General features: G+C 49.1%; 25 protein-coding genes, 3 tRNA genes and 1 pseudogene. 14 read left to right on the forward strand and 15 right to left on the reverse strand.

Features of this window, described 5'->3' with window-relative positions; translation table 11 throughout:
• Positions 1–11: 11 nt before the first annotated feature.
• The 4 genes from AADEFJLK_RS15540 to AADEFJLK_RS15555 all read right to left on the reverse strand — a co-directional run bounded on the left by AADEFJLK_RS15540 (position 12) and on the right by AADEFJLK_RS15555 (position 3,846).
• Complete coding sequence (locus tag AADEFJLK_RS15540) at positions 12–803, reverse strand: hypothetical protein (RefSeq protein ID WP_103974886.1); 792 nt, start codon at positions 801–803, stop codon at positions 12–14.
• 12 nt (positions 804–815) lie between these two features.
• Complete coding sequence (locus tag AADEFJLK_RS15545; RefSeq protein ID WP_103974887.1) at positions 816–2,249, reverse strand: caspase family protein; 1,434 nt, start codon at positions 2,247–2,249, stop codon at positions 816–818.
• Between the two features lie 89 nt (positions 2,250–2,338).
• Positions 2,339–3,016: a hypothetical protein gene (locus AADEFJLK_RS15550; RefSeq protein WP_103974888.1), complete on the reverse strand. Its 678-nt coding sequence runs from the start codon at positions 3,014–3,016 to the stop codon at positions 2,339–2,341.
• A gap of 20 nt (positions 3,017–3,036) precedes the next feature.
• Positions 3,037–3,846: a DUF4384 domain-containing protein gene (locus tag AADEFJLK_RS15555; RefSeq protein ID WP_088617880.1), complete on the reverse strand. Its 810-nt coding sequence runs from the start codon at positions 3,844–3,846 to the stop codon at positions 3,037–3,039.
• Positions 3,847–4,524: 678 nt separating this feature from the next.
• Here AADEFJLK_RS15555 and AADEFJLK_RS15560 point away from each other — a divergent pair.
• Positions 4,525–5,529 carry a hypothetical protein gene (locus AADEFJLK_RS15560; protein WP_146054626.1) on the forward strand — a complete coding sequence of 335 codons (1,005 nt, stop codon included), beginning with the start codon at positions 4,525–4,527 and terminating at the stop codon, positions 5,527–5,529.
• Between the two features lie 216 nt (positions 5,530–5,745).
• Positions 5,746–6,531 (forward strand): hypothetical protein, encoded by a 786-nt coding sequence (locus tag AADEFJLK_RS15565; protein WP_146054627.1) that lies wholly within the window; start codon positions 5,746–5,748, stop codon positions 6,529–6,531.
• Positions 6,532–6,659: 128 nt separating this feature from the next.
• Here the strand turns inward: AADEFJLK_RS15565 and AADEFJLK_RS15570 are convergent, their stop codons facing one another.
• From AADEFJLK_RS15570 to AADEFJLK_RS15590, 6 genes and pseudogenes are all read right to left on the reverse strand, one after another.
• On the reverse strand, positions 6,660–8,384 hold the full coding sequence (locus AADEFJLK_RS15570) for a phospholipase C (protein WP_211299233.1): 1,725 nt from the start codon (positions 8,382–8,384) through the stop codon (positions 6,660–6,662).
• A 194-nt stretch (positions 8,385–8,578) separates the two neighbouring features.
• Entirely contained in the window at positions 8,579–9,340 is a 762-nt protein-coding gene (locus AADEFJLK_RS15575) for an ABC transporter permease (protein WP_088617876.1), read from the reverse strand.
• Positions 9,337–10,290, reverse strand: a complete 954-nt coding sequence (locus AADEFJLK_RS15580; RefSeq protein ID WP_103974891.1) for an ABC transporter ATP-binding protein — start codon at positions 10,288–10,290, stop codon at positions 9,337–9,339. The genes AADEFJLK_RS15575 and AADEFJLK_RS15580 overlap by 4 nt, the downstream gene beginning before the upstream one ends.
• 170 nt (positions 10,291–10,460) lie before the next feature.
• Positions 10,461–10,588 (reverse strand): annotated as a pseudogene (locus AADEFJLK_RS26110) (transposase); the annotation flags it as partial.
• Between the two features lie 145 nt (positions 10,589–10,733).
• Positions 10,734–11,156: a type II toxin-antitoxin system VapC family toxin gene (locus AADEFJLK_RS15585; RefSeq protein ID WP_103974892.1), complete on the reverse strand. Its 423-nt coding sequence runs from the start codon at positions 11,154–11,156 to the stop codon at positions 10,734–10,736.
• The gene (locus AADEFJLK_RS15590; protein ID WP_103974893.1) at positions 11,153–11,401 is read right to left on the reverse strand and encodes a hypothetical protein; all 249 of its coding nucleotides are present in this window, start codon (positions 11,399–11,401) and stop codon (positions 11,153–11,155) included. Before AADEFJLK_RS15590 ends, AADEFJLK_RS15585 begins: the two co-directional genes overlap by 4 nt.
• A gap of 539 nt (positions 11,402–11,940) precedes the next feature.
• Here AADEFJLK_RS15590 and AADEFJLK_RS15595 point away from each other — a divergent pair.
• The 9 genes from AADEFJLK_RS15595 to AADEFJLK_RS26115 all read left to right on the forward strand — a co-directional run bounded on the left by AADEFJLK_RS15595 (position 11,941) and on the right by AADEFJLK_RS26115 (position 18,900).
• The gene (locus tag AADEFJLK_RS15595; RefSeq protein WP_103974894.1) at positions 11,941–12,153 is read left to right on the forward strand and encodes a DUF2281 domain-containing protein; all 213 of its coding nucleotides are present in this window, start codon (positions 11,941–11,943) and stop codon (positions 12,151–12,153) included.
• Entirely contained in the window at positions 12,140–12,310 is a 171-nt protein-coding gene (locus AADEFJLK_RS25630) for a PIN domain-containing protein (protein WP_249028063.1), read from the forward strand. The genes AADEFJLK_RS15595 and AADEFJLK_RS25630 overlap by 14 nt, the downstream gene beginning before the upstream one ends.
• Positions 12,288–12,467, forward strand: a complete 180-nt coding sequence (locus tag AADEFJLK_RS25635) for a PIN domain-containing protein (protein WP_249028064.1) — start codon at positions 12,288–12,290, stop codon at positions 12,465–12,467. The genes AADEFJLK_RS25630 and AADEFJLK_RS25635 overlap by 23 nt, the downstream gene beginning before the upstream one ends.
• A gap of 563 nt (positions 12,468–13,030) precedes the next feature.
• Positions 13,031–14,098 (forward strand): tyrosine-type recombinase/integrase, encoded by a 1,068-nt coding sequence (locus AADEFJLK_RS15605; RefSeq protein ID WP_103974895.1) that lies wholly within the window; start codon positions 13,031–13,033, stop codon positions 14,096–14,098.
• Positions 14,098–15,405, forward strand: coding sequence for a hypothetical protein (locus AADEFJLK_RS15610; protein WP_103974896.1), 1,308 nt, complete (start codon positions 14,098–14,100; stop codon positions 15,403–15,405). Before AADEFJLK_RS15605 ends, AADEFJLK_RS15610 begins: the two co-directional genes overlap by 1 nt.
• Before the next feature lie 193 nt (positions 15,406–15,598).
• Positions 15,599–15,841, forward strand: coding sequence for a hypothetical protein (locus AADEFJLK_RS15615; protein WP_103974897.1), 243 nt, complete (start codon positions 15,599–15,601; stop codon positions 15,839–15,841).
• Entirely contained in the window at positions 15,841–16,272 is a 432-nt protein-coding gene (locus tag AADEFJLK_RS15620; protein ID WP_103974898.1) for a hypothetical protein, read from the forward strand. Before AADEFJLK_RS15615 ends, AADEFJLK_RS15620 begins: the two co-directional genes overlap by 1 nt.
• A gap of 97 nt (positions 16,273–16,369) precedes the next feature.
• Positions 16,370–18,445, forward strand: coding sequence for a bifunctional DNA primase/polymerase (locus AADEFJLK_RS15625; protein WP_103974899.1), 2,076 nt, complete (start codon positions 16,370–16,372; stop codon positions 18,443–18,445).
• Positions 18,446–18,708: 263 nt separating this feature from the next.
• Entirely contained in the window at positions 18,709–18,900 is a 192-nt protein-coding gene (locus AADEFJLK_RS26115; RefSeq protein WP_103974900.1) for an HGGxSTG domain-containing protein, read from the forward strand.
• A gap of 610 nt (positions 18,901–19,510) precedes the next feature.
• On the opposite strand, the gene AADEFJLK_RS15635 is transcribed toward AADEFJLK_RS26115, so the two are convergent.
• The 4 genes from AADEFJLK_RS15635 to csrA form a co-directional block, all read right to left on the reverse strand.
• Positions 19,511–19,586, reverse strand: a tRNA-Asn gene (locus tag AADEFJLK_RS15635).
• Positions 19,587–19,601: 15 nt separating this feature from the next.
• Positions 19,602–19,678 (reverse strand) — tRNA-Arg (locus AADEFJLK_RS15640).
• 72 nt (positions 19,679–19,750) lie between these two features.
• Positions 19,751–19,842 (reverse strand) — tRNA-Ser (locus AADEFJLK_RS15645).
• 10 nt (positions 19,843–19,852) lie between these two features.
• Complete coding sequence (gene csrA, locus AADEFJLK_RS15650) at positions 19,853–20,041, reverse strand: carbon storage regulator CsrA (RefSeq protein WP_088619106.1); 189 nt, start codon at positions 20,039–20,041, stop codon at positions 19,853–19,855.
• A 271-nt stretch (positions 20,042–20,312) separates the two neighbouring features.
• Between csrA and AADEFJLK_RS15655 the strand changes: the two genes are divergently transcribed.
• Genes AADEFJLK_RS15655 through AADEFJLK_RS15665 form a run of 3 tightly spaced genes read left to right on the forward strand, consistent with a single transcriptional unit; the run spans position 20,313 to position 23,729 of the window.
• Positions 20,313–22,601 carry a Tex family protein gene (locus AADEFJLK_RS15655; RefSeq protein ID WP_103974938.1) on the forward strand — a complete coding sequence of 763 codons (2,289 nt, stop codon included), beginning with the start codon at positions 20,313–20,315 and terminating at the stop codon, positions 22,599–22,601.
• 56 nt (positions 22,602–22,657) lie between these two features.
• Positions 22,658–23,269 (forward strand): exosortase system-associated protein, TIGR04073 family, encoded by a 612-nt coding sequence (locus tag AADEFJLK_RS15660; RefSeq protein WP_088619107.1) that lies wholly within the window; start codon positions 22,658–22,660, stop codon positions 23,267–23,269.
• Positions 23,270–23,321: 52 nt separating this feature from the next.
• Positions 23,322–23,729: a hypothetical protein gene (locus AADEFJLK_RS15665; RefSeq protein WP_088619108.1), complete on the forward strand. Its 408-nt coding sequence runs from the start codon at positions 23,322–23,324 to the stop codon at positions 23,727–23,729.
• 108 nt (positions 23,730–23,837) lie between these two features.
• On the opposite strand, the gene AADEFJLK_RS15670 is transcribed toward AADEFJLK_RS15665, so the two are convergent.
• Entirely contained in the window at positions 23,838–24,434 is a 597-nt protein-coding gene (locus AADEFJLK_RS15670; protein ID WP_103974901.1) for a Uma2 family endonuclease, read from the reverse strand.
• Between the last annotated feature and the right edge of the window lie 154 nt (positions 24,435–24,588).

Raw genomic sequence — 24,588 nt, forward strand, 5'->3', positions numbered from 1 at the left:
GGGTTCCTTATTTATTTAAAATGTGCCGAGTGAATGCGGATTTGTTTTAATGCCGAGAGGCCTATCCATAGCAGGCATAGTAGGTAATTCAGCACAATGAAGCCGGTTATGCCGATGCGCGTAAGCCAAATGAGGCGGATTATTTGCGGAGCCAATTGCGTATACAATTGGGCAGCGGCAAGCTGGATGCCTTGTGCATGCGGATAAATGCCATTTGGGTGTTCTTTGAAATACGCTTGGACATCCTTGCTGACCGCCTCGGCTGACAGGTCGGCAGAGGTATTGATAATGATCGCCAGTAACGGAAAGTTTTGCCGGAAATTTTCTAGCGCGGCTTCGGCAGTCATTTTTGAGGTGCTGACGATGGTTTCCGGGTGAGTGAGCGGCATACTTTTGCCGCCCTGTTCAGGTGGTGGGGAATGGCTGAAATCTTCATGTCCCTGCTTTTTGACCGCATAATATTGGCGGTTAAATTGCTCGTATTGCCAAGTGCGGTCGTTACTTAGCTGATCCCGCCAAACCGAAATAATCGCCTCAAAACTCGGTTTCAGATAAGTGGATGCGGCAAACAGGGGTATGCACAACGTCATCATCATGGCTAATACGCCACAGAGGCAGTGTTGTCCCCACGTCAGGCGATAAGGTTTATAAAATAACTGCCCGAAGACATTGCTGGCAAACCATAACGCCGCGCCAGACACTAAGCCGACGGCGGATAACAGTAGGTACAACCGAGCATTGTTGGCCGCCAGCAAGTGCGTCGCATTGGCTAAGACAGTAAGGAAGTTAATGAAGTAATTCATATTGGCTGCCGCTTAGTAAAACAGACCCAAATTCTCGTAGCGGTGTGGCAAGCTCTCCATTTGCGGTGTTTGGCGCTTATTGCCAAAATAACGCGGATGGGTCAGTACATGATAGGAAGTTCTTTCTTTGGCATAATCGAAGGCCTTGGCGACTTGCCCGTCTTCCCGCTTAAGGCCATCTACCAGATAATAAGTGAATATGGAGTTTTTCATCCGCGACTTCTTTTGGAAGTTGGAGGTTTCATTTCCCGATGTCGCGGTCAAAAAAACCCGACCAAGGTGCTGGGCGGCGACATTTTTCGGTTCGGTCGGCGGTATCGGCAGTTGGGTATAATCAAAGTCTTCCTCGGAACCTTCAACTAAGCCAGTGGGACGGGAGGCCGGAAATGGTCCTGCATTAAGTGGAGGATCAACAATTAAGTCTTTGCTGCCCGCACCAATAAGATTGCCGATTTGTTGGTCCGATAAGCTGTAGGTATATTGGCTTTCACGTTGGACATATTGGTCGCCGCCTAGCGGTTTCATAAACGTGCCCATGGCCGCACCACTGTAACAGGTATCGACAATGGCGATAAACTTGCCCGCATGATTTTCTTTTAGGAAACTTTGCAATTCTTCTTGGGAAATGGCCGTTTGCATAACGTGGTAACGGGAATTGGCTTCGTCGATAATCTCTTGGTCGGACGGCTGCGGATTTGTTGTTGCTAACGGTTTGGCCATATCGTAAGGCACGATTTCTAGCTGCCCCAATTTATCGGGCGGCAAACCATGAGTACTGATATAAAACAACACGGTATCTTGGGCAGAAGCGACCGCCTTGATTTTATTCATGGCGGCAATAATGTTTTGTTTGGTCGCCGCGCTATCGATCAGTTGCTCGGTTTCAAAGCCTTTGTTCCGCAACAGCTTATCCAATGCCAAAACATCATCGTCAGCGGTTTCTATGCCTTTGTCGGGGAAATTCCTAAAAATAGACACCCCTACCAGTAAGGCATATTTATGCCCGGATTGGCTGAGTGAAGCTTGGTCGGCTGGTGGCGTATAAATTTTTTCTAAGGTGATTTCCCGGACATTTCTGGGTGTTATCGGCGAAACGGCCAAGCTGCTTGCACCTACCAAGGTTTGCACTACCAAAAACGCCCGGTCAACTTCCGTTTCGTCCTGATAATCGCCGCGTAACTGCAAGCGTCCGGTGCTGTCATAGCCCACATAGCCGCCCGCCATGCCCGCTTGCTTAATTAATTTGGAGGCACGCTCGCAATCCCCGATTTTAATGTTGCTATTGGCAATATGGGATGCTTGGCAACCTTGGGCTTCTTCCTCGGCGGTGATATTGTAGAGCATTTTAGAGCCAACGGTCGCACAGCCGCTTAACAATAATAGGCTGGCAACTGCAACTAGTCGCCCAGTGCGGATGCAAAAACGGAATTTGACGGTTTGGGACATAATTATTGCCTGGCAGTTACAAATAACGTTTGTGGATAGTACATGCTGTTCGGATAATATCCACAAACGTATAGGTTAATGGGTTAAGGTTACTGGCATCGGTTCACGCCGTCACTGGCGACGGTGTAACAGACATTTAACGTGCCGCCGGCAATTTCTGTATTATCCTGCGCGTTCAGCAATTTGACTTGGCTGTAATGGGGGCCTTGTTCAGTGCTGCTATCGAGCGAGACAGGAAGGTTATAATCGCCGCCACAGCTTTTGGTGTTGGCTTTACTTAGCTGGTTATCAATGCTGATTTTGACGGGGATAGCTTGGGGAGCGCCGTTAATGGTTGGGGTGGCTAAATCCATTTTAAACGTGATTTTGGGTTTTTCACCTGGCTTAACCAACAGCAACGAATTGGCTGCGTCCAGCCGCATAACCGCTTTAGGTTGGGTTGCGTTAGCAGGATAAGCCATGCGTTTTTTTACCGAAGCGCAATCCATAACAGGGACGGATTTTTCTGCCGCTTCATCTAAAGAGGCGGCCAAATAGCCCGCTAATGCCCCGGCCGCCAAACCGGCGGCGATACATTCCATGCTGTTCTTGCCGTTTGTCAGTTTGTCGCATAACACTCCCGCGCCTGCGCCTACTGCCACACCGGCCAGCACACCCGTACCGGTAGAGCCCATTGCCGAACTGGCTTGCTGGATGCTGTTGCAACCGCTGAGTAATAAGGCGCCGGTAACAGCCGTGGCAATAAGTTTACAATGCATTTTTTTCATAATTTTCCTGTGAGTGATAGTTAACGGTGAATCAAATTAAAGTCGACGGATAAAATTCTGCCCGTATCGAGGGTATTGGCGGGAATAACGGCATAACTTGCCGGTTGCGCTGAAACCGGGTCTTCTTCGGCAAATAAATCTTTAGAGCCGCTGCCATAGTTATTTTTGACGCAATCAATGGCCGCTCCGGCATTTTCCTCGTTAAATAAGTCCTTAGAGCCGGAACTGGAACACGCGCTATAAGAGGTTTGGTTGACGTAACTGACAGGTGCTGCCGCTGAACCATTATCTGTTGGTTCATCATAGATAGGCATTTTAGTCAGTAATATGCTGACTTTTTCACTGCCGGGGGTGTTATCAAAACGGATGGCGCTGTTATTGGGGATGGTTTGGACGATGCCGGGCTGAATAAGTTGGCTTAATTGCCCACGGGCCGGATACAGCTTATTGAAACGCCCTGAGCTGCCTGCATTCATCACATAAAGATAGCCTGGGGTATTGCTTTTTACTTTGAGTTGGATGCGGTCACCGCTTTGGAAGGTATGGTTGGTGGTAACCCGTTGGCTAGCACCGCTCTCAGTTTGTAGATCAATCCAATATTGCAAGCCTGCATAGCTTTGTGCGACTTTTGTGGTGTGCTGTTTTACGGTTGGTTTGGTGATAGGTGCTGTTTCCGTATCGCTAGGCGTGTCGCTGCGCATGATGGTTGTGCCTTCGCTTTCAAACAGGGATTTGGCTCCCGCTTCCGCCCATACCGATACCGGAGCTGCTAATGTTACCAATAAGAAGGCGAGAGAAACATTCTCGCTGCTATTAAAATGTTTTTTCATGATTTAAGATCCTGTCAAAATAAATGCCTATAAGAAGAAAAAGGCAGGCGAGCATAAGCTTGCACTGTGGTGCGGTCAGGTAGAAAGTGTACAAATCGGATAAATCCGCTTATTAAGAGGTCAGGGCTATGAGGGTTAGACGGCTGGCTAGGTCGGCAAGCCCTATTAGTGAAGGATAACGGCGGTTGCCAGTGTTGATGGCGTGAAAAAGTCGGCTTTCCAAGCGGATAGCCGCTCATGGCCCGTGCTGTTGAAGCGGGCTTGCCAGAGACGTTCTGCCTAATAAGCTTAAGATGTTTCACGTTACAAATACTTAATATAATGTTGTGCGCTGACGGTGTTTATGAACTTAAAAGCGTGTTATTTAGTCGATATAATATTGACTTATTATTAAGGTTTTCGCAAGAAAAACTAATAATATTTTATAAAGTGAAATAGTGCCTATTTATAGGTTAAATAATACCTTTTGTAGAAATAAAAGCATTTTTTATTTTTATGCAATAAATTGATTTTATTGATTTATATTGTTTTTTTGCGGATTAGAGGTATTTCGCCGTTATTTGGGCTACAAGCCTGTCTGATGGCGGCGACATTGATGATATTGCTATTTATTGCGGAGTAATGATGGGCATTGGGAGTGTGTGTAAACGGCTGAGGCTAAGGCATCAGGTGGTGGTATTGAACAGGCGGTATTTGTCCGCCGCGATTATCATCGGGTGCTGCCTGAGCGCTTCGGCAGGGTTTGCCCGTGATGGCGCTAACCAGGCCGGACTGACGGCTTATCCTGATTTTGCCCAAGCGTGCTTGGCTTTTACGACAGGCTATGGCTTGGCGGCGGGCGATAACACGCCGCGTCCGCCAACGTTGGGGCGGCAGCGGGGGCAATGCGGGTCACAGCACAAGCCGCTGGTTTTTTCGGTGACGCATGAAAATAGCGCCAATAATCACAAGGATTCGGCGAATTACGACCAAAAAATCCGGTCTTACATGGCAGATTACGACTATGATGCCGATATGGGCCGCTGGGTTAGCGCCGATCTGGTCGGCAACCCCAATGCCCCGACACTGGTGCTGGCATTAGATACAGTTAACTTCCGCAAGCAAAATGTCACAGGTTGGCCTTTACAATACGGGCATTTGTTTGCCGGCATTAATGACCCGTCAGTCAGCGCCCCGTTGGCGCAGCCAATAACCGTTGAGTTTGATTTGCGTATCAGTGCCGACGTGAAACCGCGCTTATATAAGGGCTACAGCGGCCAACGTATCCTCTTAGGGGTCTTGGCGGATTGGGCGGAAGCGCCGCCGCGCAGTAACCGCGCCCACTTTATCGAATTTGATTTTAGCCAAGCGGCAGGTTACTCACAATCCTATGGCGACCCTGTGCGCCCGCTCTGCCAAGACATAGCCTACGACCGTTGTTTTTACGACGTTGACGGCAAGTATGCCGAAGGCCGGGAACTGAGTTTTGCCGCCCAACCCTACGCCACGCGGCTAAAAAAACGGGGGTGGACGCATATCCGCATTCCCCTTAGCCAAGCCATCCAAGCTTTACATTGGGTTTCTCCTCCCAAAACGTGGGATGAAGCCGCTCTTAAAGGGCTTTATCTGGCGATTGAATCCGAAGGCGCGACCCGCACCAAGCTTGAAATTAAGGGCTATCGCGTTTATGGTGGCGGGTTGTAAGGCAATAGTGGGGCGGGGGTATTTTGTTCGTGCCAACTCTCCGCTAAAGCCAAGTAGGATAAACAGTTCGTCCTTAACCCTTCAGCAAGGCTTTCTTGGGCTTGTTGTAAACGGATTGTCTAACTTACAGAAAATTTCCCAAACATAATAATCCACGCTTTAATTGCATTTTAGTACGAGGAAAATACGGTGATCCTTTCCCGACAAGAAGCCGAGTTGTTCTATGATTTAACGTCATCATTGCAATATTATATAAACCAAAAACTGAATATTGTTCCTGCAATTGGTTCGCTTGATGAATATAGGGCGTTAACAATGCAGGAGAAGTTTCCGGTCAGAAATGCGTTGTATGAGCATATTGGCTTGATTGATGAATTTGTCCGCGATAACCCCCAGCAATTTTCTCAAGAAGAATTGGCAAATGTGTTAAGTTGGAAAACTTTCGTACGCGGTAAGTTTTATATCGAACGCTATTTAAAAAAATATGCCATTTTTATTGGTCCTGAAGATAAGGTTTATGCTGTCCACGGCTTGATGGAACCCTTAGATAATATTATAGACAGAAGCCATTTACCCCAAATAATCGACACGGTGTTATTGCCTTTTGCCGATAAGGTTATTTATGACGGCATTGTGATAAGGCATCAGGTGTTTTTTGGTCGTGGTCTTAGCGAGGATTTGAAAGAAATATATCTGGCCGCCAAAAGCAGGGGGGAGATTATTGAATCTTTTAGGGCAACGCAAAAAACCACAATTCCGCCTAAAATGCCGAAAAATTGGCAACCTAAATTGCAAAATTTACAGGCGATTGCGGAAACATTGCAAGGTGGGCGCGGACAACCTGCATTGTATAGTCCGGTATTTAGTTTGATTAAGGCGGCAATCGCATTAGGCAATTTAGCTACCGCAGCACCGTCTGATACGGAAGCGTTATGGCAAGCTTTTGATAGGGCTTCAAGGGCGTTGGATAAAACCGCAGAAACTTTGCAACGCAGGGAGTGAAGGGCAGGGGATAACGGGGTTTTGCCGCAACATAAAAAAACCGCCCGGATTTTTACAAGTCCGGGCGGTCTGGTGAAAACTAACAGGGTGCGCGGTAAGCTGCGTCCGGTTAAGTTAACGGCGGATGGTTACATTTTAAAATTAAACAAGCCCATCAAGTCGGTAATGGCGGGTTGGTTGGCAGGGATGTACGCGCCGTTTGAGCCGACAACCGGGTTAGGCAAGTTGTCGCGGCTGCGGTAAGACAGCGGGTTTAGCCCCCAGTTTTTCTCGATGAATTTCAAGATGGACGCATGGTCGCCGTAGCTGTGGTCGATATGGCCTTTTTTCGCCCAAGACGATACGACCAGTAGCGGGATACGGCTACCGTCGCCAAAGAAGTCGATAGGTTGGATGTAGTTGGAGTCATAATAGCCGCCGCCTTCATCAACCGTAACGAAAATGGCGGTGTTTTTCCAGAGCTTTTTATTGGCTTTGACTTGGTTTACCACGCTTAAGACGTACTGCTCAAAGTCAGGTAAAGTCGCATTGGCGGGATGGCCGGCTTTGCTTTCGTAAGGGCGCAAATAGGCAACGGCAGGTAAGCTGCCTTTGCTGATGTCGCTGTCAAAGTTGGCGATAGGTTGCAGATTGTATTTTTGCTCTGTGGTCATAATAGAGGCGAAGCCGGTCAACGGGTCGCAAATGCCGCAATATTCGTTAGGATCGGGATCGCCGTTGCGACCACCGCTGTAATACTTCCAAGAAATGCCGTTGGCCGCCAATTTGTCGGCGATGGTGGGGATAGTTTGCGGTGGCAGGATAGTTTCTGGCGTGGTGGCTTTAGGATGAAAAGGTTTTAGGTTGCCGTATTGGTCGTAAGCCAAGCCGTAGTTGTTGACTAAATAATAGGTGTTGGCCGCGCAGTTGCCGCCGTTAAAAATGTTTTTCTTCCAGATAAACTCAAAAATGGCTTTTACGCCTGGTTGGTTGATGTCACTGCAATTGACATAAGAACCGCCGCTGTAACCGTCTTGCGAATACCAGTTGTTGTTGACGCTGAAAATGGCCGGATTAGTGGTCGGGTTAGGGTTTTCGATTTGTAGGGCGGGCGGTACGGCAGCTTGGCCGTTTTGGGTGTAAAAGCCCACGTCGCCTGTGACCAAGCCGATAAAGTTAGCGCCTGTACCACCCATGATGAATTGGTGGTAGTTGTCGCTTAACGCGTATTGGTCAGCCAAGGCTTTTAAGATGGGGGCATCGCCTTGGCTCATGTTGTAAAAGCCCATGGCTTCGCCGCCTTGTTGGACATCGGTTGGCGTGCTGTGGCCGCCCCAGTTGCTTTGGTTGCCGATGCCTGTAGTGGTGCCTACCCAGGTGAACAGGTCATTTTTACCCATACTGGTCATTTGCCACATTTGGAAAAAACGGTGGACGGGGTCGCCATAATAGGTTTTTGCCGGAGCCGGATCGTAAGGGGCGTTGGCGTTGGTCATTTGGAAAGGGCCGTTGGGCAGATTGGCAGGATAACGGGTATCTTCTTGGTCAAACGGCAAATCGGTTGCGTAAGTGGTGTTCGGTGCAGGTAAGTAGGCGTAAGGTTTTTTATTGCCAAAGCCGATAGCGTAATTGGCGCCAAAAACGTTTCTGGCCGTTTTTTGTGCAGCCATGGCAAAGTTGGGGCCTGGTGTGCCGTCGGCATTAATAATGCCCTTGGACAGCAAGTTAGCCACTTTTTTGCCTGTTGGCGATTGGTACGCGCCGTAAACATTGTCAAACGTGTGGTTCTCGCCAACGATAACAATAACGTGCTCGATGGGGGTAGTTGTCGTCGCCAGTGCGGCAGGGGCGCAAAGTACGCTCGCCACAGCCATTACAGAATGTCTTAATTTAAACATCGAAACCTCGCAATTAACCAAGTTGAATGGAAGAGTGGGTTGTCCGCAGAGCCGGACACCCGCCACATTACCACAAGGAATATGTGAATTTTATGACCGTTAGGTTAGATGTTTATGACAGTTTGAAATCGGCAGGGATGTATTGATAAGTTAAAATACGCAGGATTTTGTTAATTTCTAATTTTATAGCCGGTTTTAAACACCCACCAGACAAAAGTCAGGCAGATAATAAGAAAACCAAACGTCATGCCAATACTTGTGGCGACATTCACATCGGCAATGCCATAGAAGCTCCAGCGGAAGCCGCTGATCAGGTACACCACCGGATTGAATAGGGTAATTTTCTGCCATAAGGGAGGCAACATATTGATCGAATAGAATGCGCCGCCCAAGAAGGTTAGCGGGGTGACAACCAGCATCGGTATCACCTGTAATTTCTGAAAACTATCAGCCCACAGGCCGATAATAAAGCCGAATAGGCTAAAGGTAACAGCGGTCAGTAAAAGAAAAGCGATCATCCACCAGGGATGGGCGATTTCGTAGGGCACGAACAGGCGGGCTGTGCCCAGAATCAGCAGACCCAGCATCACTGATTTGGTCGCCGCTGCACCCACATAACCGAGCAGCGCTTCCGCCCACGAAACCGGCGCCGATAGCAACTCATAAATGGTGCCCGCCCACTTGGGCATGTAAATTCCGAAAGAGGCATTGGAGATGCTTTCGTTCAGTAAACTTAGCATCACCAACCCTGGGATGATGAAGGCGCCGTAACTGACGCTGTCAATGTCGCCCATACGCGAACCGATGGCTTTGCCGAAGACGATGAAGTACAGCGACGTGGTCAGCACGGGTGCGGCGATGCTTTCCCATATAGTGCGGAAGGTGCGTGCCATTTCAAAGCGGTAAATGGCGCGAATGCCATAGATATTCATTCTTGTGTCTCCGTAGGTTTGTGTACCAGGCTGACGAATATGTCTTCCAACGAACTCTCAGTTGAGCGTAAATCTTTGAAATCAATGCCGTGTTCACTCAGTGTGCGCAGCAGTTCGGCAATGCCGGATTCTTCTTTCTGGCTATCGAAGCTATAAATCAGGGTGTGCCCGTTGTCGGAGAGCGTTAACGGCCAAGCGTTTAAACCGGCCGGGAGGCTGGTCATGGGTTTGCGCAATACTAAGGTGAGCTGCTTTTTGCCCAGCTTGCGCATCAGCCGTGCTTTATCTTCAACAACGATCAGTTCACCTTTGTCGATGACCCCGATGCGGTCAGCCATCTCTTCGGCTTCCTCAATATAATGGGTGGTCAGGATGATGGTGGTGCCTTGTGCGCGAAGCTCGCGCACCATGCGCCACATGTCGTGCCGTAACTCCACGTCCACCCCGGCGCTCGGCTCATCAAGGAACAATATCGTCGGCTCATGTGCGAGTGCTTTGGCGATCAGCACCCGACGCTTCATACCACCTGACAGATCCTTGATTTTCTGGTTACGTTTGTCCCAAAGCGACAGATCCCGCAGCACTTTTTCGAGATAGGCGGCGTTGGGGGCTTTGCCGAACAGCCCCCGACTGAATTTGACCGTGGCCCAGACCGACTCGAACGCGTCCGTATGCAGTTCCTGCGGCACTAAACCGATGCTTGCCCGCGCCGCGCGGTAGTCCCGCACGGTATCATGGCCATCGGCGGTAATGGTGCCAGAGGTCGCGTTGACAATACCACAGATGATGCTGATCAGCGTCGTCTTGCCCGCCCCATTGGGGCCAAGCAAGGCGAATATTTCACCGCGTTTGATGTCCAGGTTGATGTTTTTCAGTGCTTGGAAGCCGCCGCTATACGTCTTGTTAATGCCGCGCACGAAGATGATAGGGTTGGTGTTATCGGAGGTCATAGCCGTAGGTGTGCATTTTTAGGGATGAATGTAGGCTCATATTGGGTTTTGGGGGCTTTTTTAAAGTACACAGTTTATATCCTAAATTCTGCCGAACCGGTAACCAACCACTTTGCAAGCGTCGCGTCAAACGCCTGTTTCGGTTGGGGACGGCTATATTTGCCAATCTAAGTCTGCAAGGTATTGATGTTGATCCCCAACTGGCTGTCTCGGCGACTGGTTTTTCGGATTCGGTTGCCATCTTGACAGCAGATACCCTAAATTCTGCCGCATAGGTTTTCGGTTTTTCTTGGCTCATTTTCGGCTCACACTTTTTAAGATATTTTAAAGTGTGTGTCCGGTTTAGTGTAGCCACATCAGGGGAGGTTAGGCGCTGTGCTACAGTCCTCAAAACACAATTTGAGACGTTGTTTTTTTGCTAAGGGTGACGGTGTTCCTATATTTTACTTTTCAAACCAGTTTTCAATATGAATGCCTGAAAAGTTTTTGAAGTCATCTGTGTTGCGCGTGACTAAAATTAGGTTGTGCGTATAGGCAATAGCGGCAATCATTGCGTCTATAAAAGCAGGGGGTTGCCCCATTTTTGTCAGCCTGGCGCGTTCGGAGGCGTGCCACTCGGCAGCCGCTTGGGTGTAGGGTAATAGGGTTAAGCCTGAGAGCAACAAATCTTGCAAATAGTTTTCCAATTGCTCCCGTTTACGGGAAACGGGTAAGCGTTGGCAGCCGAACAGTAGTTCATGCCACACGATAGTGGCACTGGCAATGCGGTGCCGATGCTGCTGTAGGCTTTGCATGACGTGCGAATGAGGATGCGCTCGCGTTGGTTCTGATAGGATATTGGTGTCGAGTAAATAAATGACGCTCAAAGTTCAACCTCGCGCCCCATGGAGCGGTCACGCACATCTGCAAAAATATCCTCATCTTCAGGAAAATCAGCCGGATTCATTTGCTGCCGGAAACGCTGGATGGCCTGCCAGATGTCATTCTGTTCATTTACGGGATCGGCTTCGCGTACCGATATTTCGACAGTTTTACCGCTAAATAATAATTTTAGGGCTTGCAAGAAGTTTTCATTCAACTCATCTGGCTCCAGCTTATAACGTGTTTGCATAACGGTTTTCTCCTGTGCTATTGAATGTAGTGCTTTTATCTGTAAGTGGGTGTGCAAAAATTTTTTAACCACATTTTTTGCACACCCACTTATAGCGTAGCATTCATCAGGTCAGCTATCTTCAACAGAATCGCCAATTTACCACTATCAAGAGTTTAAACTAATTTCTTGGACACACAAAATAAAGTCCAGTTAAAAGGACGGGGTGAAAAACGGCTAAGTTAATGATGCGATAATCACCCGCACCGGAGGCCGGACGCAAGGCAAAAAAAAGCCCTGCATATTTATGCAAGGCCTTCATTTACTTGGCTCCCCCAGACGGGTCCGAACCGCCGACTTATAAATTTTAATCTCTTGTAATGTCTGTCTTAATCTAGTTAAATAATTGATATTTAATATTAATTTATTGTTGTACATTTCTCTGGCATTCTCTAAAATACCCTAATCGAAGGATGGCGTATGGCGTAATGGACATACCCCGCAAACCCACATAACCAAGACAAACCGGACGCATAGCAATCCAAAAATAGGCCAATACCATGAGCATCATCGCTGAAAAAATTTTTGCCGCCGTCAAAACCCTACCCGAACAACAGGCGGCGGAAGTGTTGGATTTTGCCGAATTCTTACAAGCCAAAATGGCGCAACAGCCACACGGGAATAGGGAGAAGGCCTTGGCGACCTTGGATAGGTATCAGGGGCTTTACGATGGCGTGCCGTTTAATCGGGAAGAACTGCATGAACGCCCTTGAGTTTGCCGACACCAATATCGTGGTGTACGCCGTAGGCCACCCTTCTGAGCGACAGGCCAAAGCTAGGGCAATCCTTGCCGAAGGCCTGACCGTCAGTTCGCAAGTCATTAACGAAACCGTGAGCGTATTATCCCGTGAACGGGCAAACCATCCGTAAGGCCATTGGCCTGACACGCCGCCATCAGCTTTCCCATTGGGATTCGCTGATCGTGGCGGCGGCCTTGTTGGCAGGCTGTGAAATCCTGTATTCGCAGGATATGCAGCACGGGCAAGTCTTTGATGGGCAGCTTAAAGTGGTCAATCCATTTGTTTGAACGCCACCACTGATGTTAGGTTAGGACTATTGCTTATAACGTAGCATTCATCAGGTCGGCTGTATTCAACAGTATAGCCCATTTGCTGCTATCAAGAGTTTAAATGATCTTCTTGGGCGCACAAAATAAAGGACGGGGTGAAAAACGGCTAAGTTAATGATGCGATAATCACTCGCACCGGAGGCCGGACGCAAGGCAAAAAAAAAGCCCTGCATAATTCATGCAGGGCCTTCATTTACTTGGCTCCCCCGGACGGGCTCGAACCGCCGACCTAGTGATTAACAGTCTAATGAAGTCAAAAAACCACCATAAACCGCAACAACACATAACAATTAAATCAAAGGGTTATTAAAATTTGTTATTGCCGTTTACTGCCATTTATTGCCTGTTTTTATAGCCAACTGCGACAAAATTGCGACAAAGAATTATAATGCAAGCCTAGAAAAAACGCGGGCTTGAGGGTGCTACCAACACCGACAAGCCCTAACCAAAACTTAACAGACAGGGTTAAGCATGGCTGGCTTGATTATATCAAACGCCACTGCTCCCTATGGAGTAATTGCATGGCAACCATCAAAGAACGTACCGCTAAAGACGGAACCCCCCGCTATACGGCTGAGGTTCGCTTAAAAGGCTATCCGGCACAAACGGCAACCTTTAAACATAAGACCAAGGCTAAAAAATGGATTCAAGACACTGAGTCTGCAATCAGGGAAGGGCGGCATTTTAAAACCACCGAAGCAAAAAAACACACCTTGGCGGATTTAGCAGACAGGTACATCAAAGACGTTTTGCCAAAAAAGCCTAAGCAAGCTGTTAGACAAAAACAGCAGATGGAATGGTGGAAGGAACAAATAGGCGTTTATCTGTTATCTGATGTAACCCCTGCTTTAATCGGGCAATGCCGCGATGAATTAGCCGCTGGTACAACATGCCGTGGCACACAGCGAAGCCCTGCCACTGTAGTTCGCTACATGGCGGCGTTAAGCAGTGCGTTTACGGAGGCGGTAAAGGAATGGGGGTGGCTGGAAGATTCACCTATGCGGAAAGTTACCAAGCCCACCGAATCAGATGGACGAGTCCGCTGTCTGGACGATGACGAACGCGCCAGATTATTGGCCGCTTGCCAAGCTTCCAGCAACAAACAGCTTTACCTATGCGTGATATTGGCCTTATCCACCGGAATGCGGCAAGCTGAACTGATGGGTTTGAAATGGCCGGATGTGAACCTTAAAGACGGTTTTCTCATTTTGCACAAAACCAAAAACGGTACACGGCGGCGGGTTCCTTTGGCAGGGCATGGGCTGGAACTGTTGCGTGAATACGGCAAAGTTAGGCGGCTAGATACCTCGCTATTATTCCCAAGCAATATAGACCCGCTGAAACCATTGGATTTACGCACCCCTTGGGAAACGGCTCTAAGACGCGCCGAAATAGAGGATTTTAAATGGCATGACCTACGCCATTGCACCGCGTCTTATCTTGCCATGAACGGCGCGAGCTTGGCCGAAATAGCCGAAGTGTTGGGGCATAAGACCCTTGCGATGGTGAAACGGTACGCCCATTTGTCGGATGGGCATGTAAGCAATGTGGTTGCCTCAATGAACGCCAAAATATTCGGGGGCGTGTGATGGCTATCAGTATGTTACCGCCACAATTGACGCTTGAAGAAAAGGCATTGCGTAAAAAACTGGATGATAGGTTAAGCATCAAAGATATTGCCACCTTGCGCTACAGGGGCAACCAAAAATTGATCGACGACTACGCTTTTGAGATAGCGGAGGCTTGTTTGAAGCCGATGGGTATTGATTATTTTCACGAGGTGCGCCATTTTGATTGGCGGTGGCTGTGCGAACACCCCGAACACAAGTTGCAGTTATTGTGTCCACTTGTAGGCTGTGATGATATTAAACATTTTTCTTTTAATCCTGAACGCGAACTGGACGAATTGCAGTTATTGTTACCGCTTGTTGGCCGTGATGAGCTAAAACATCTTGTCTCTGAGAGTGACCTCTGTTCACCATTTGCCTTGGAAAGCGAATGGGAGGGAGACACGCACCCCATGCCTGCCTTTAAATACAATGACACCTTATCGAGATATAAAAGGTTTTACTGTAACAATCGTGGGGAAAATGGCCGTGATTCAGACGCTTTTACTAAATATCGGTGGGCTTATGCCAATGACGGACGGTGCAAGGTTTCAGCAAAAGAGTTTAAAAAATGGCTGGTTTCAAAACATGGCTGGCCTTTGCCACCCGATTGCTTGCTTAACAATTGGTTTGGGGCGGAGGCAATCCCTAAAGCTGATTTGATGCGGGTTAGTTATTACGGAGCCGGAACGTTAGTTTATACGGAATACTGGATAGGAAGTCCTGAAGGAATCCGCACCGAAATGAGGCAAGGGGTGCGGAATGCCATTTATACATTATCACTTTCTGATGAGAAAATGTTAAGGGATGCTGGCAGAGTCAAAACAGCCCGTATTTTTCCAGAACACGGGGGCGGCCAATTATCGGAAAAAACTTTTGTTCACTTTGAATTAGACGAGCCGCATACTTTTACTGTTGCTGATATTGTTCAAGAAAACAATGGGTCGATAACAGAAGCAGTGAGGAATGGTGTTGCGATAACTCAAACCGTTAGCGACACAGGTAAAACTAAAAAGCCTAAATACCTAATTCCAAAAAAGCGTGACACTAACGAGCTATTAATCCTTATTTATAATATGTTTGAGTCTTATGGCCTAAAAGATGGAGACGAACGCGGAAAACACTCTGCCAAAACAGCTTGGGGCGAATTGGTTGCCAGTAAATTTAAAGATGGTTTGATAAGAAATATTGAAGGAGAACGAAAGTCGGCAATCATTACGCTTAACGGCGGTACGGAAGTGGATTTTGACACGTTTTTACGGACATATAATCGGCGATTCAAGGCTTAAACTCTAAACACAAAAAAACCGACTTAATGTCGGTTTTTTTATGCCAAAAAGAACGCTAAGCGACACTAATAACGCACTAATGGCAACTAACAGGCACTAAGAACATATTAAAAATCATCTATTTATACTGGCAACATCATTGGCGACAACAGCTAATGACAAACCTTATCAGTCAATAAATGATGGTGAACTTATGAACGAACAAAGCAATTTATCAACTGAACAGCAAGCGACCTTATACAGTTACTTAACGGTCAATCAGTTTTGTGAAAAACACAAAGCTTTCAAGATTGGCGGGGTTAGGAGCCAGATATTCAACCAAGAAACCAACGGCCTAAAAAAATCTGGCGCGATTGTCCGCAATGGGCGGCGTGTCCTTATCAATGAGCCAAAATATTTCACTTGGCTGGAATTAGGCAATCAAGGAGGCAAATAATGATTGTCTCTCAAGTTATCCGCGATAACCGCCGCCATATCACCCGCGCCGATTACAACGACACCAAACCCCTGTTAGGTTCGGAAAACGCGCTTCTTCCTAAGGTTTGCAGCCTTCAAGCAAGGGCGTTAAGGCGAATGCTACCGACTGGCTTAACGCTATCCCACCGTGAATTTGATTCTGCATCTTGCAGCTACCGCTTGGGCGGTTATATCGACAAGTTACGCGATAAGGGGTGGCCGATTGTAAATCATGACGAAACGGCATTAACACAAGATATTGTACGCCGCACCGCAACCTTTACCCGTTACGAACTGTTTGCAGAATTCACGCCGGAATTGGCGGAGAGGGTGGCGGCATTTTGTAAGGCCGTTGATAGTCTTGAAGCGAGGGCGGCGGCAACCGCCCAAGCAAAGAGGGGTAAGCAATGAAACTTAGACAGCAGGGCTATATTAAACGTATGGCCCTTAATTTAAAAGCGGATTTTATCCGCCTAACCGTTTGGCTATTGATGGCTAAGGGGTAATTATGGACAGCAAACTTGCCGCGTTATGCGCGGCGGGTTTGTCGCTGGTGGCAATCCCACCGATTAACGGCAAGCCCACCAAAGCCCCCCGAAAAGGCTGGAACAGGCCGCGTAGCCCTGAAAACCCGAATGGCTACTCTAGCAGCCCCGATGCTTTTATTGGTTGTGACGACTATAATTTTGGCCTATATCACAGCGCAAGCGGCACGTTAGCCCTTGACTTGGATGATGTGGAACTGACACTTAAGGGGTTTAATGAACTGACCGACAACCAACCCCAAGACTGGTTAGAAAATGAAAACCGCCTCGAAATCAAAAGCTCCAAGGCCAACAGGGGCAAACTGATTTTTAAGCTTCCCCAAGGCTTTGCATGGCCGAATTTACAGCAATTTAAATCCCAAGGCGTGATGGTGTTTGAATTGCGTTGTGGCAATTGCCAAGACGTGATTTTAGGGCGACACCCCGAAGGCGGCAATTATGAGCTGATAGGCGACCCCGCGAATATCCCGCCGGCCCCTGATGTGTTGCTGGACATACTACAGCACCCGGCAGACTGGAAAAAGTGCTTTGATTCTGTCCTAGGTATCGGCACGAAACCGCCCAAAGCCGCGCCACGACAGCCAAGGCAAGGCGAAAATATAGCGGGTATGCGTGACCCCATAAGGGGATTTAACCAAGCTTTTAGCGTGGATGCCGTGCTTGTCCGCAACGGTTACAAGCCCGCCGGAAAAGACCGATACATCAGGCCGGGCAGCGGATCGAAAGCACCCGGCGCGGTGATTATGCGCAATTGTGCCGATGGCGTGGAACGCGTCTATTCCCACAGCGGCGATGACCTTAACGATGGTTTTGCCCATGACGCTTTCGATTGTTCCCGTTTGCTGGAACACGGCGGCGATTGGGCGGCGGCGTTAAGGTGGAATGCTGACATAACCAAACACAACCAACGGCTCTTTATGCAAGAACAGGCCAAAGACGCGCCACAATCACAAGGGGAAGGAAGCCCAAAGCCACCCTTTACCCTTGCCCAATTTTCCCTAAAAGGTCGTTCCAACGAAATGGAGAAAAAAATGTTAGCCGATAAATTTGTCTTAGGCCATATTGCCATTTATGGGCAGGCCACCGCCATTTACGCCAAACCCAACACGGGTAAAACCTTGCTTACCCTTTGGTTGCTTATCCAAGCTATCGGGGAGGGGGCCATTGAAGGCGCGGATATTTTTTATATTAACGCCGATGACGATTACAAGGGCTTGGTTGAAAAGCTAAAGCTGGCTGAACGGCATGGTTTCCACATGCTTGCGCCGGGGCATGGCGGCTTTGACACCAAGGCGTTTTTGCTCTATGTCCAAACGATGATTAAGGAAGACACCGCCCACGGGCAAATTATCATCCTCGACACGCTGAAAAAATTCACCGATTTGATGGACAAAAAAACCTCCACCGAATTTATGCGCGTAGGTAGGGCGTTTGTCGCCAACGGCGGCACGTTGATTTTATTGGCGCATACCAATAAGAACCGTGACGGAGAGGGCAAGGTGGTTTTTGGCGGCACGTCCGATATTGTGGACGACGTTGATTGCGCCTATACGCTGGACGAGGTGGGCAGCGCACAGGGCAAAAAAAGCGTGTTGTTTGAGAATATCAAGGCGCGGGGCGATGTTGACAGCGAGGCGGGTTACACCTACTCGACCGCACAGGGGCAAACCTATGAACAGCGGTTAAACTCAATCGAATCGCTGGACAAGACCACGGCGGAACAGGCCAAACAGGAACGCCGGACAAATGAGCAAATGGAAAAAGACCGGCCCGTTATCAGTGCCATACTGGAAGCCCTCGAACAGGGCGACACCCTCAAAACCGACTTGGTGGACGACGCGCACCGGAACGGCGGCTTTAGCAAGGCACAGGTTAACAAGGTGCTTGCCGCCTACACGGGCAGCGATTACGGCAAAGGCCACCGCTGGTATATCGTGCCGGGTAACAGAAACGCCAAAACCTATTCGGCCTTGGATCAGGGGCGGGGCGGACAAACAACGGCGGACGAATACCGCGCCGCCACACAGGGCGGACACTGAAAAATAGGGGGGGTGTCTGAAAAACTGAAAAATTGGAAAACTGAAAACGGGATTTACTGATTTTAGCCAGTCTTGGGGCGTGTTCATGCCCTACAGGCCGCGCCGTTGCTTAAACCGTCTAAACTTTCTAAAAATGCTAATTATCCTAAACTTTCTAATTTTTTAACTTTCAGACACACCCCCCCTATTTTGCAAGACAGCTAAAAAACCACTTTTTTAACCCGCCTATAGGGAATGACAGGCGGCTTTCGGAGATATAAAAAATGGGCAACGATGCCGCCTTATGCGGGGCGAAAAAAGCCAACGGGGAACCGTGCAGGTCAAAAGCGGTTTACCGGAACGGGCGTTGTAAATTTCATGGCGGATTAAGTACAGGCCCCAAGACGGCGGAGGGCAAGGCCAAATCGGCACTAAACGGCCTTTGCCCGAAGCAAAGACATGTAACGGCAAGATAAGCCCAAGATTTTGCGAATTACGGCGCGTTTTTAACAGAACCAAGACACGCACATTTAAGGCATGGTTCAAGGCGCACACCCAGACTGGCTAAACGCTTGCCCAACAGGCGACAATGTGAGGATTTGTTAGCAGGAAATGCCCTGCCCGTGGAGATAAGAAGCGGAAACCCTAAGGGGGAGGGGGGGGCAGTGTGATAATGTAACAACTAGGCTGGATAAGACTGAAAAACCGCTTTTATGAGGCCATTTACGGCCATTTGTGAACATACCCCATGCAAGGCAACGTCAAGCGTTTTTTTAGCCCAAAAGGCCACGGAAAACTTGAAGCCCCAGAATGGAAAAGTCCGGCATTTTAGGCCATTTGTGAATATACCTCATGGCTCATAGATGCCGATGATTAGCGATACCCTGAGAAAACCCTAAGGATTCTTTTAACCCACTCCAGATAAACGCCGCTTTCGGGCGGCTTTTTTGTGCCTGAATTAGGCAAGGGGTGCGGCCTTATTGTGGATTGTTGCCGTGTTTTATTTTGAACTGCGACAAAATTGCGACATTTTTTATTTTAGGGCAAAAAAAAGGCTTAGATTTTACTCTAAGCCTTTGGTTTACTTGGCTCCCCCGGACGGGCTCGAACCGCCGACCTAGTGATTAACAGTCACCCGCTCTACCGACTGAGCTACAGGGGATTAAACTTTTATGAGTGGCGCGCCCGGAGAGATTCGAACTCCCGACCGATCGGTTCGTAGCCGATTACTCTATCCAGCTGAGCTACGGGCGCGTTGTGTTGAGCTAGTTATTATCTTGTAAGTTAATTTTGATGTCAAGAAATTTTTAAAAAAATTTTGAATTTTGGCGGAGAGAGAGGGATTCGAACCCTCGATGGGAGTTAAAGCCCATACTCCCTTAGCAGGGGAGCGCCTTCAGCCTCTCGGCCATCCCTCCTGAAACTGTTTTACTCAGAACCAGCTGACTCTGCTTGTTCTTTTTTTATTCTTTCGTAAATTTCTTCTCTGTGTACAGAGACGTCTTTCGGTGCATTGACACCTATGCGAACCTGGTTCCCTTTGACTCCAAGGACAGTAACCGTCACTTCGTCACCAATCATTAAAGTTTCCCCTACTCGGCGAGTCAGTATAAGCATGGCTTCTCCCTAATGTAATTAAAAACTCACTGTTTCTTACACAGCATCCAACTTACGGGGATCATGATACCAGTTTTTTGGCTAAATAAGAAACAAAACCTGTGCAAAATTGTTTTGGCAGGGGTCTGAAGACGGCATGATTTATGCGATTTTGTTTCATATTCATGAAATTGAGGCAATTTGGCGCGGGCAAAAAAATGTGCGCCAGTTATCAAATTTTGCCGCATTCAGGCTACAATGGTCGCTTTTAAACTGTAGAAAAAGCGAAAAGATGGATGTGATTGCCCGTATTGCCGAAGAATTAGCCGTAAACCCCAGACAAGTCAGTGCGGCGGTGAAGCTGCTGGACGAAGGGGCGACCGTGCCTTTTATTGCCCGTTACCGTAAGGAGGTGACAGGGGGCTTGGATGATACCCAGTTGCGGATGCTGGAGGAGCGGCTGGGGTATTTGCGTGAGTTGAACGAGCGCCGCGCCAGTATTTTGGCGAGTATCCGTAGCCAGGATAAGCTGACTCCTGAGCTGGAGAAGGCGATTAATGCAGCGGAGACAAAAACCTTGCTGGAGGACTTATATCTGCCGTTTAAGCCCAAACGCCGCACGAAGGCGCAAATTGCGCGTGAGGCGGGTCTGGAGCCGCTTGCTGACGGTTTGCTGGCAGACCGTAGCCTGATACCTGAGCAGGTGGCGGCGGCGTATGTCGATGCCGATAAGGGGGTGGCGGATGTGGCGGCGGCTTTGGAGGGGGCGCGGCAAATTCTGATGGAGCGGATTTCTGAGGAGGCCCAACTGTTGTCGGAGTTGCGGGAGCGGGTTTGGCATAAGGGGGTTATCCAGGCGACGGTGGTGGCGGGCAAGGAGCAGCAGGCGGAGAAGTTTAAGGATTATTTTGATTATAGCGAGGCGATTAATAAAATCCCGTCGCATCGGGCGTTGGCGTTGTTGCGCGGGCGGAACGAGGATGTGCTGGCGCTGCATTTGCTTCCGGCGGCGGATGAGAAGGCGGAGCATGATATTTGCACCCAGTTTGTCGCCCAATACCTTAAGGTGTCGGATATGGCGCGTCCGGCGGATGCGTGGTTGGCGGAGACGGCGCGGTATGGTTGGAAGGTTAAGCTGTTTACGCGCATTGATGTGGACTTGAAGCTGCGCTTGCGGGAGGCGGCGGAGCAGGAGGCGATTAAGGTGTTTGCCAGTAATTTGCGGGCGTTGTTGTTGGCGGCTCCGGCGGGCAGTAAGACGACGATGGGGCTGGATCCGGGCATCCGCACGGGGGTGAAGGTGGCGGTGGTGGATGCGACGGGTAAGCTGCTGGCGACTAAGACGATTTATCCGCACCCGCCGCGCAAGCAGTGGGATGAGTCTATTGCGGCGTTGGCGCAATTGGCGGCGGACTATGGGGTGGATTTGGTGAGCATCGGTAATGGTACGGGGTCTAGGGAAACCGACCAGTTGGTTGCGGAGGTGATGAAGCTGCACCCTGAGCTGAAAATGACCAAGATGGTGGTGTCGGAGGCGGGCGCTTCGGTGTATTCGGCTTCGGAATTTGCCGCTAAGGAGTTTCCTGAGTTGGATGTGTCGTTGCGCGGGGCGGTGTCGATTGCCCGGCGTTTGCAAGACCCTTTGGCGGAGTTGGTGAAGATTGACCCTAAGTCGATAGGGGTGGGCCAGTACCAGCATGATGTCAATCCGGTGCAGTTGGCGCGTAGTTTGGATGCGGTGGTTGAGGATTGTGTGAATGCGGTGGGGGTGGATGTCAATACGGCTTCGGTGCCGTTGCTTAAGCAGGTGTCGGGGTTGTCGGCGAGTGTCAGCGAGAATATTGTCGCGTACCGGGATGAGCACGGGCCTTTTACCAGCCGCGAGCAGTTGAAGAAAATCCCCCGTTTGGGTGATAAGACTTATGAGCAGGCGGCGGGGTTTTTGCGCATTATGAACGGCGATAATCCGTTAGACGCGTCGGCGGTACATCCTGAGGCTTATCCGGTGGTTGAGGCGATTATCAGGGATACAGGCAGGTCTATCCGCGATATAATCGGGCAAGGGGCGTTTTTGCGTAATTTGGATGCCAGCCGTTATGCGGATGCGCATTTTGGTTTGCCGACGGTGACGGATATTTTACAGGAGTTGGAAAAGCCGGGTCGTGACCCTAGGCCGGAGTTTAAGAGTTTGGCTTTTATGGCGGGTATTGAAAAAATCACTGATTTGGAAGTGGGGATGAAGCTGGAGGGGGTGGTCAGTAATGTCGCCAATTTTGGTGCGTTTGTCGATATTGGGGTGCATCAGGACGGTTTGGTGCATGTTTCCCATTTGTCGGACACGTTTGTGAAAGACCCTAAGGAGGCGGTCAAGGTCGGCGATATTGTCAAGGTGACGGTGCTGGAGGTGGATGTGGCGCGTAAACGTATTTCTTTGAGTATGAAATCGGCTCCTGATGCGCGTCCGGCCCGCCCTGCTAAAGCGGAGCCGCCGCGCGTTAAGCAAACGGCGGCTCCCGCCAAAAAACCGGAGCCTCAGCGCGGCACTATGGCTGATGTTTTTGCTAAGGCATTGGGAAAATAAAATCCCAAGCTCTGCTATACTTGTTCTATCATTAAAAATAACTTACAGGATTTGCCATGATTAAATCTAACCGTTTCTTCGTATCTTTTGTATGCGCCGGACTTATAACGCTTTATCTGCCCCAAGGCCATGCGGATGTGTATGATGATAAAACCACTAATGCCGCTATGTTGGATGAAATCCAAAGCCAAGCACCGTGCAGTTATGGGCAAAGAATTAATGAAAAAGCCTTGCGTACAGTCGCCAATTTAACGTTCGCACCCGCTGAGATACCTAAAAATATCATTAACACAACGAATGATGGCAATATCTTTTATGGCGTGGTCGGCGGTTTTCTCAAAGGGACGATAAATACGATTGGCCGGATAGGTACGGGGGTTGTCGATTTGATCACCTTGCCCATTCCTACCAAGCCGGTTGCCTATCCGCTGTATGTTTGGGAGGATTTTGAAAAAGATACCAGTTACGGTTCTATGCTCCGTTCTGATTCTTGCCCGTATAAAGATGATATGGTTATCGCTTCTCCTGATCCTGCCGCAGCGGCAAAAAAAGCCCCGGCTGGGGGTGTGATAGTGCCTTCCAGACAAGTAATCGATGGTGGCCCTACTTATAATAATCAAACCAATCGTAAATTGGATGGTGTTTTTAAACAGCAAATGATGAAGTAAGCGCACGGGGCGGGCTTTGTTATCATTTTTAATTTATTTTTAAGGATCCTTTATGTTGTTGCAGAAAAATAGCGTTATTGCCTTAGCTTTTGGTTTGTTATCGGGTTGTGCCAGTATCGTTAACCACGCGCCTAATCCGGTCACGATTACCAGTGTCCCTGAACGTGCGAACTTTGTTGTGACAAATCATGACGGTAAGGTCGTGCATAGCGGCATTACCCCTAGCACAGTGACGCTAAAGCCGGATGCGGGCTATTTTAGGGGTGAGAAATATACCCTGAAATTCCAAAAAGAAGGCTTTAATTCACAAGGTACGCCGTTACATGCTCAGTTGAACAATTGGTATTGGGGCAATATCTTGCTTGGCAGTCCGATTGGTATGTTTATTGTTGACCCTTTAACGGGTTCTATGTGGGCGATGCCGGAAACTAAATCGGTGGTGCTGGTGCCTAACCAATAAACAGATTGGCAGGGGGGGGAAGGGGCAAGTTTTTTTTTCCGCCGTACAGGTGTAAATGCTAAGGTAAAAAAGCTCCTGTCCCCTTGGCAAGGAGGAGGTTGGTGGGGGTTAATAAGCGTCTGGATCTGGCAAGCGGCTGCTCAGCTCATCCCAGTGGATGATAATGTCGGGCAACACGCCGACTTGGCTGGCTCCCGTCAATTCGGACAGTTCCGGCTTGCCGTATTCGGCTCCGTTTAGGCGGTAGACGGTCAATAGACGGTCGGTGGGGTGGACTAGCCAATATTCTTTCACTCCGCTCCGCTCGTACAATAGCCGTTTGCGGATCTGGTCATGGCTGGCGGTGCCGGGTGAGAGCACTTCGACTATCCAATCGGGTGCGCCGCGTACCCCGCGTCTGTCCAGTTTGCTGCTGTCGCAAACGACTAAGACATCGGGCTGGACGACGGTGTCAATTTGCTGGTCGGCTTCGTTATGTTTGGGCAGGCGGACATCAACGGGGGCGATGAAGGCGCGGCAGGGTTTGTTCTTTAAAGCTAACCGTGCTTGCAGGTAAATTTCCCCCGCTATATCTTGGTGCGCCAAGTCGGGTGCGGGCGACATGGCGTAAGCTTGGCCGTCGATCAGTTCATAGCGGCTATCATCCGGCCAGGTCAGATAATCGCCGTAGCAGTAGTATTGGGTGTCTTTGAGTGCCTGTCCCATGTCGGTGTCCTTTGGGGGTGGAAGATGCCGAAAGCCATAGCATAACATGCCGGGAAAATACGGTTAAGTATCGCTTTGATTGCTGCGCCTAAGTGGTTTCAAATGGGGCATAAAAAAAGCCGCCCGGCATTGCGCCGGGCGGCTTTTTTCGCTT

The sequence above is a fragment of the Methylovulum psychrotolerans genome (assembly GCF_002923755.1).
Classification (GTDB): Bacteria; Pseudomonadota; Gammaproteobacteria; order Methylococcales; family Methylomonadaceae; genus Methylovulum; species Methylovulum psychrotolerans.

Coding starts and splice junctions, on each gene's coding strand:
- AADEFJLK_RS15540 (WP_103974886.1), bottom strand. CDS start 803: ATGAATTACTTCATTAACTTCCTTACTGTCTTAGCCAATGCGACGCAC.
- AADEFJLK_RS15545 (WP_103974887.1), bottom strand. CDS start 2,249: ATGTCCCAAACCGTCAAATTCCGTTTTTGCATCCGCACTGGGCGACTA.
- AADEFJLK_RS15550 (WP_103974888.1), bottom strand. CDS start 3,016: ATGAAAAAAATGCATTGTAAACTTATTGCCACGGCTGTTACCGGCGCC.
- AADEFJLK_RS15555 (WP_088617880.1), bottom strand. CDS start 3,846: ATGAAAAAACATTTTAATAGCAGCGAGAATGTTTCTCTCGCCTTCTTA.
- AADEFJLK_RS15570 (WP_211299233.1), bottom strand. CDS start 8,384: ATGGCTGTGGCGAGCGTACTTTGCGCCCCTGCCGCACTGGCGACGACA.
- AADEFJLK_RS15575 (WP_088617876.1), bottom strand. CDS start 9,340: ATGAATATCTATGGCATTCGCGCCATTTACCGCTTTGAAATGGCACGC.
- AADEFJLK_RS15580 (WP_103974891.1), bottom strand. CDS start 10,290: ATGACCTCCGATAACACCAACCCTATCATCTTCGTGCGCGGCATTAAC.
- AADEFJLK_RS15590 (WP_103974893.1), bottom strand. CDS start 11,401: ATGCAAACACGTTATAAGCTGGAGCCAGATGAGTTGAATGAAAACTTC.
- AADEFJLK_RS15595 (WP_103974894.1), top strand. CDS start 11,941: ATGAGCATCATCGCTGAAAAAATTTTTGCCGCCGTCAAAACCCTACCC.
- AADEFJLK_RS25630 (WP_249028063.1), top strand. CDS start 12,140: ATGAACGCCCTTGAGTTTGCCGACACCAATATCGTGGTGTACGCCGTA.
- AADEFJLK_RS15605 (WP_103974895.1), top strand. CDS start 13,031: ATGGCAACCATCAAAGAACGTACCGCTAAAGACGGAACCCCCCGCTAT.
- AADEFJLK_RS15610 (WP_103974896.1), top strand. CDS start 14,098: ATGGCTATCAGTATGTTACCGCCACAATTGACGCTTGAAGAAAAGGCA.
- AADEFJLK_RS15615 (WP_103974897.1), top strand. CDS start 15,599: ATGAACGAACAAAGCAATTTATCAACTGAACAGCAAGCGACCTTATAC.
- AADEFJLK_RS15620 (WP_103974898.1), top strand. CDS start 15,841: ATGATTGTCTCTCAAGTTATCCGCGATAACCGCCGCCATATCACCCGC.
- AADEFJLK_RS15625 (WP_103974899.1), top strand. CDS start 16,370: ATGGACAGCAAACTTGCCGCGTTATGCGCGGCGGGTTTGTCGCTGGTG.
- AADEFJLK_RS26115 (WP_103974900.1), top strand. CDS start 18,709: ATGGGCAACGATGCCGCCTTATGCGGGGCGAAAAAAGCCAACGGGGAA.
- csrA (WP_088619106.1), bottom strand. CDS start 20,041: ATGCTTATACTGACTCGCCGAGTAGGGGAAACTTTAATGATTGGTGAC.
- AADEFJLK_RS15655 (WP_103974938.1), top strand. CDS start 20,313: ATGGATGTGATTGCCCGTATTGCCGAAGAATTAGCCGTAAACCCCAGA.
- AADEFJLK_RS15660 (WP_088619107.1), top strand. CDS start 22,658: ATGATTAAATCTAACCGTTTCTTCGTATCTTTTGTATGCGCCGGACTT.
- AADEFJLK_RS15665 (WP_088619108.1), top strand. CDS start 23,322: ATGTTGTTGCAGAAAAATAGCGTTATTGCCTTAGCTTTTGGTTTGTTA.
- AADEFJLK_RS15670 (WP_103974901.1), bottom strand. CDS start 24,434: ATGGGACAGGCACTCAAAGACACCCAATACTACTGCTACGGCGATTAT.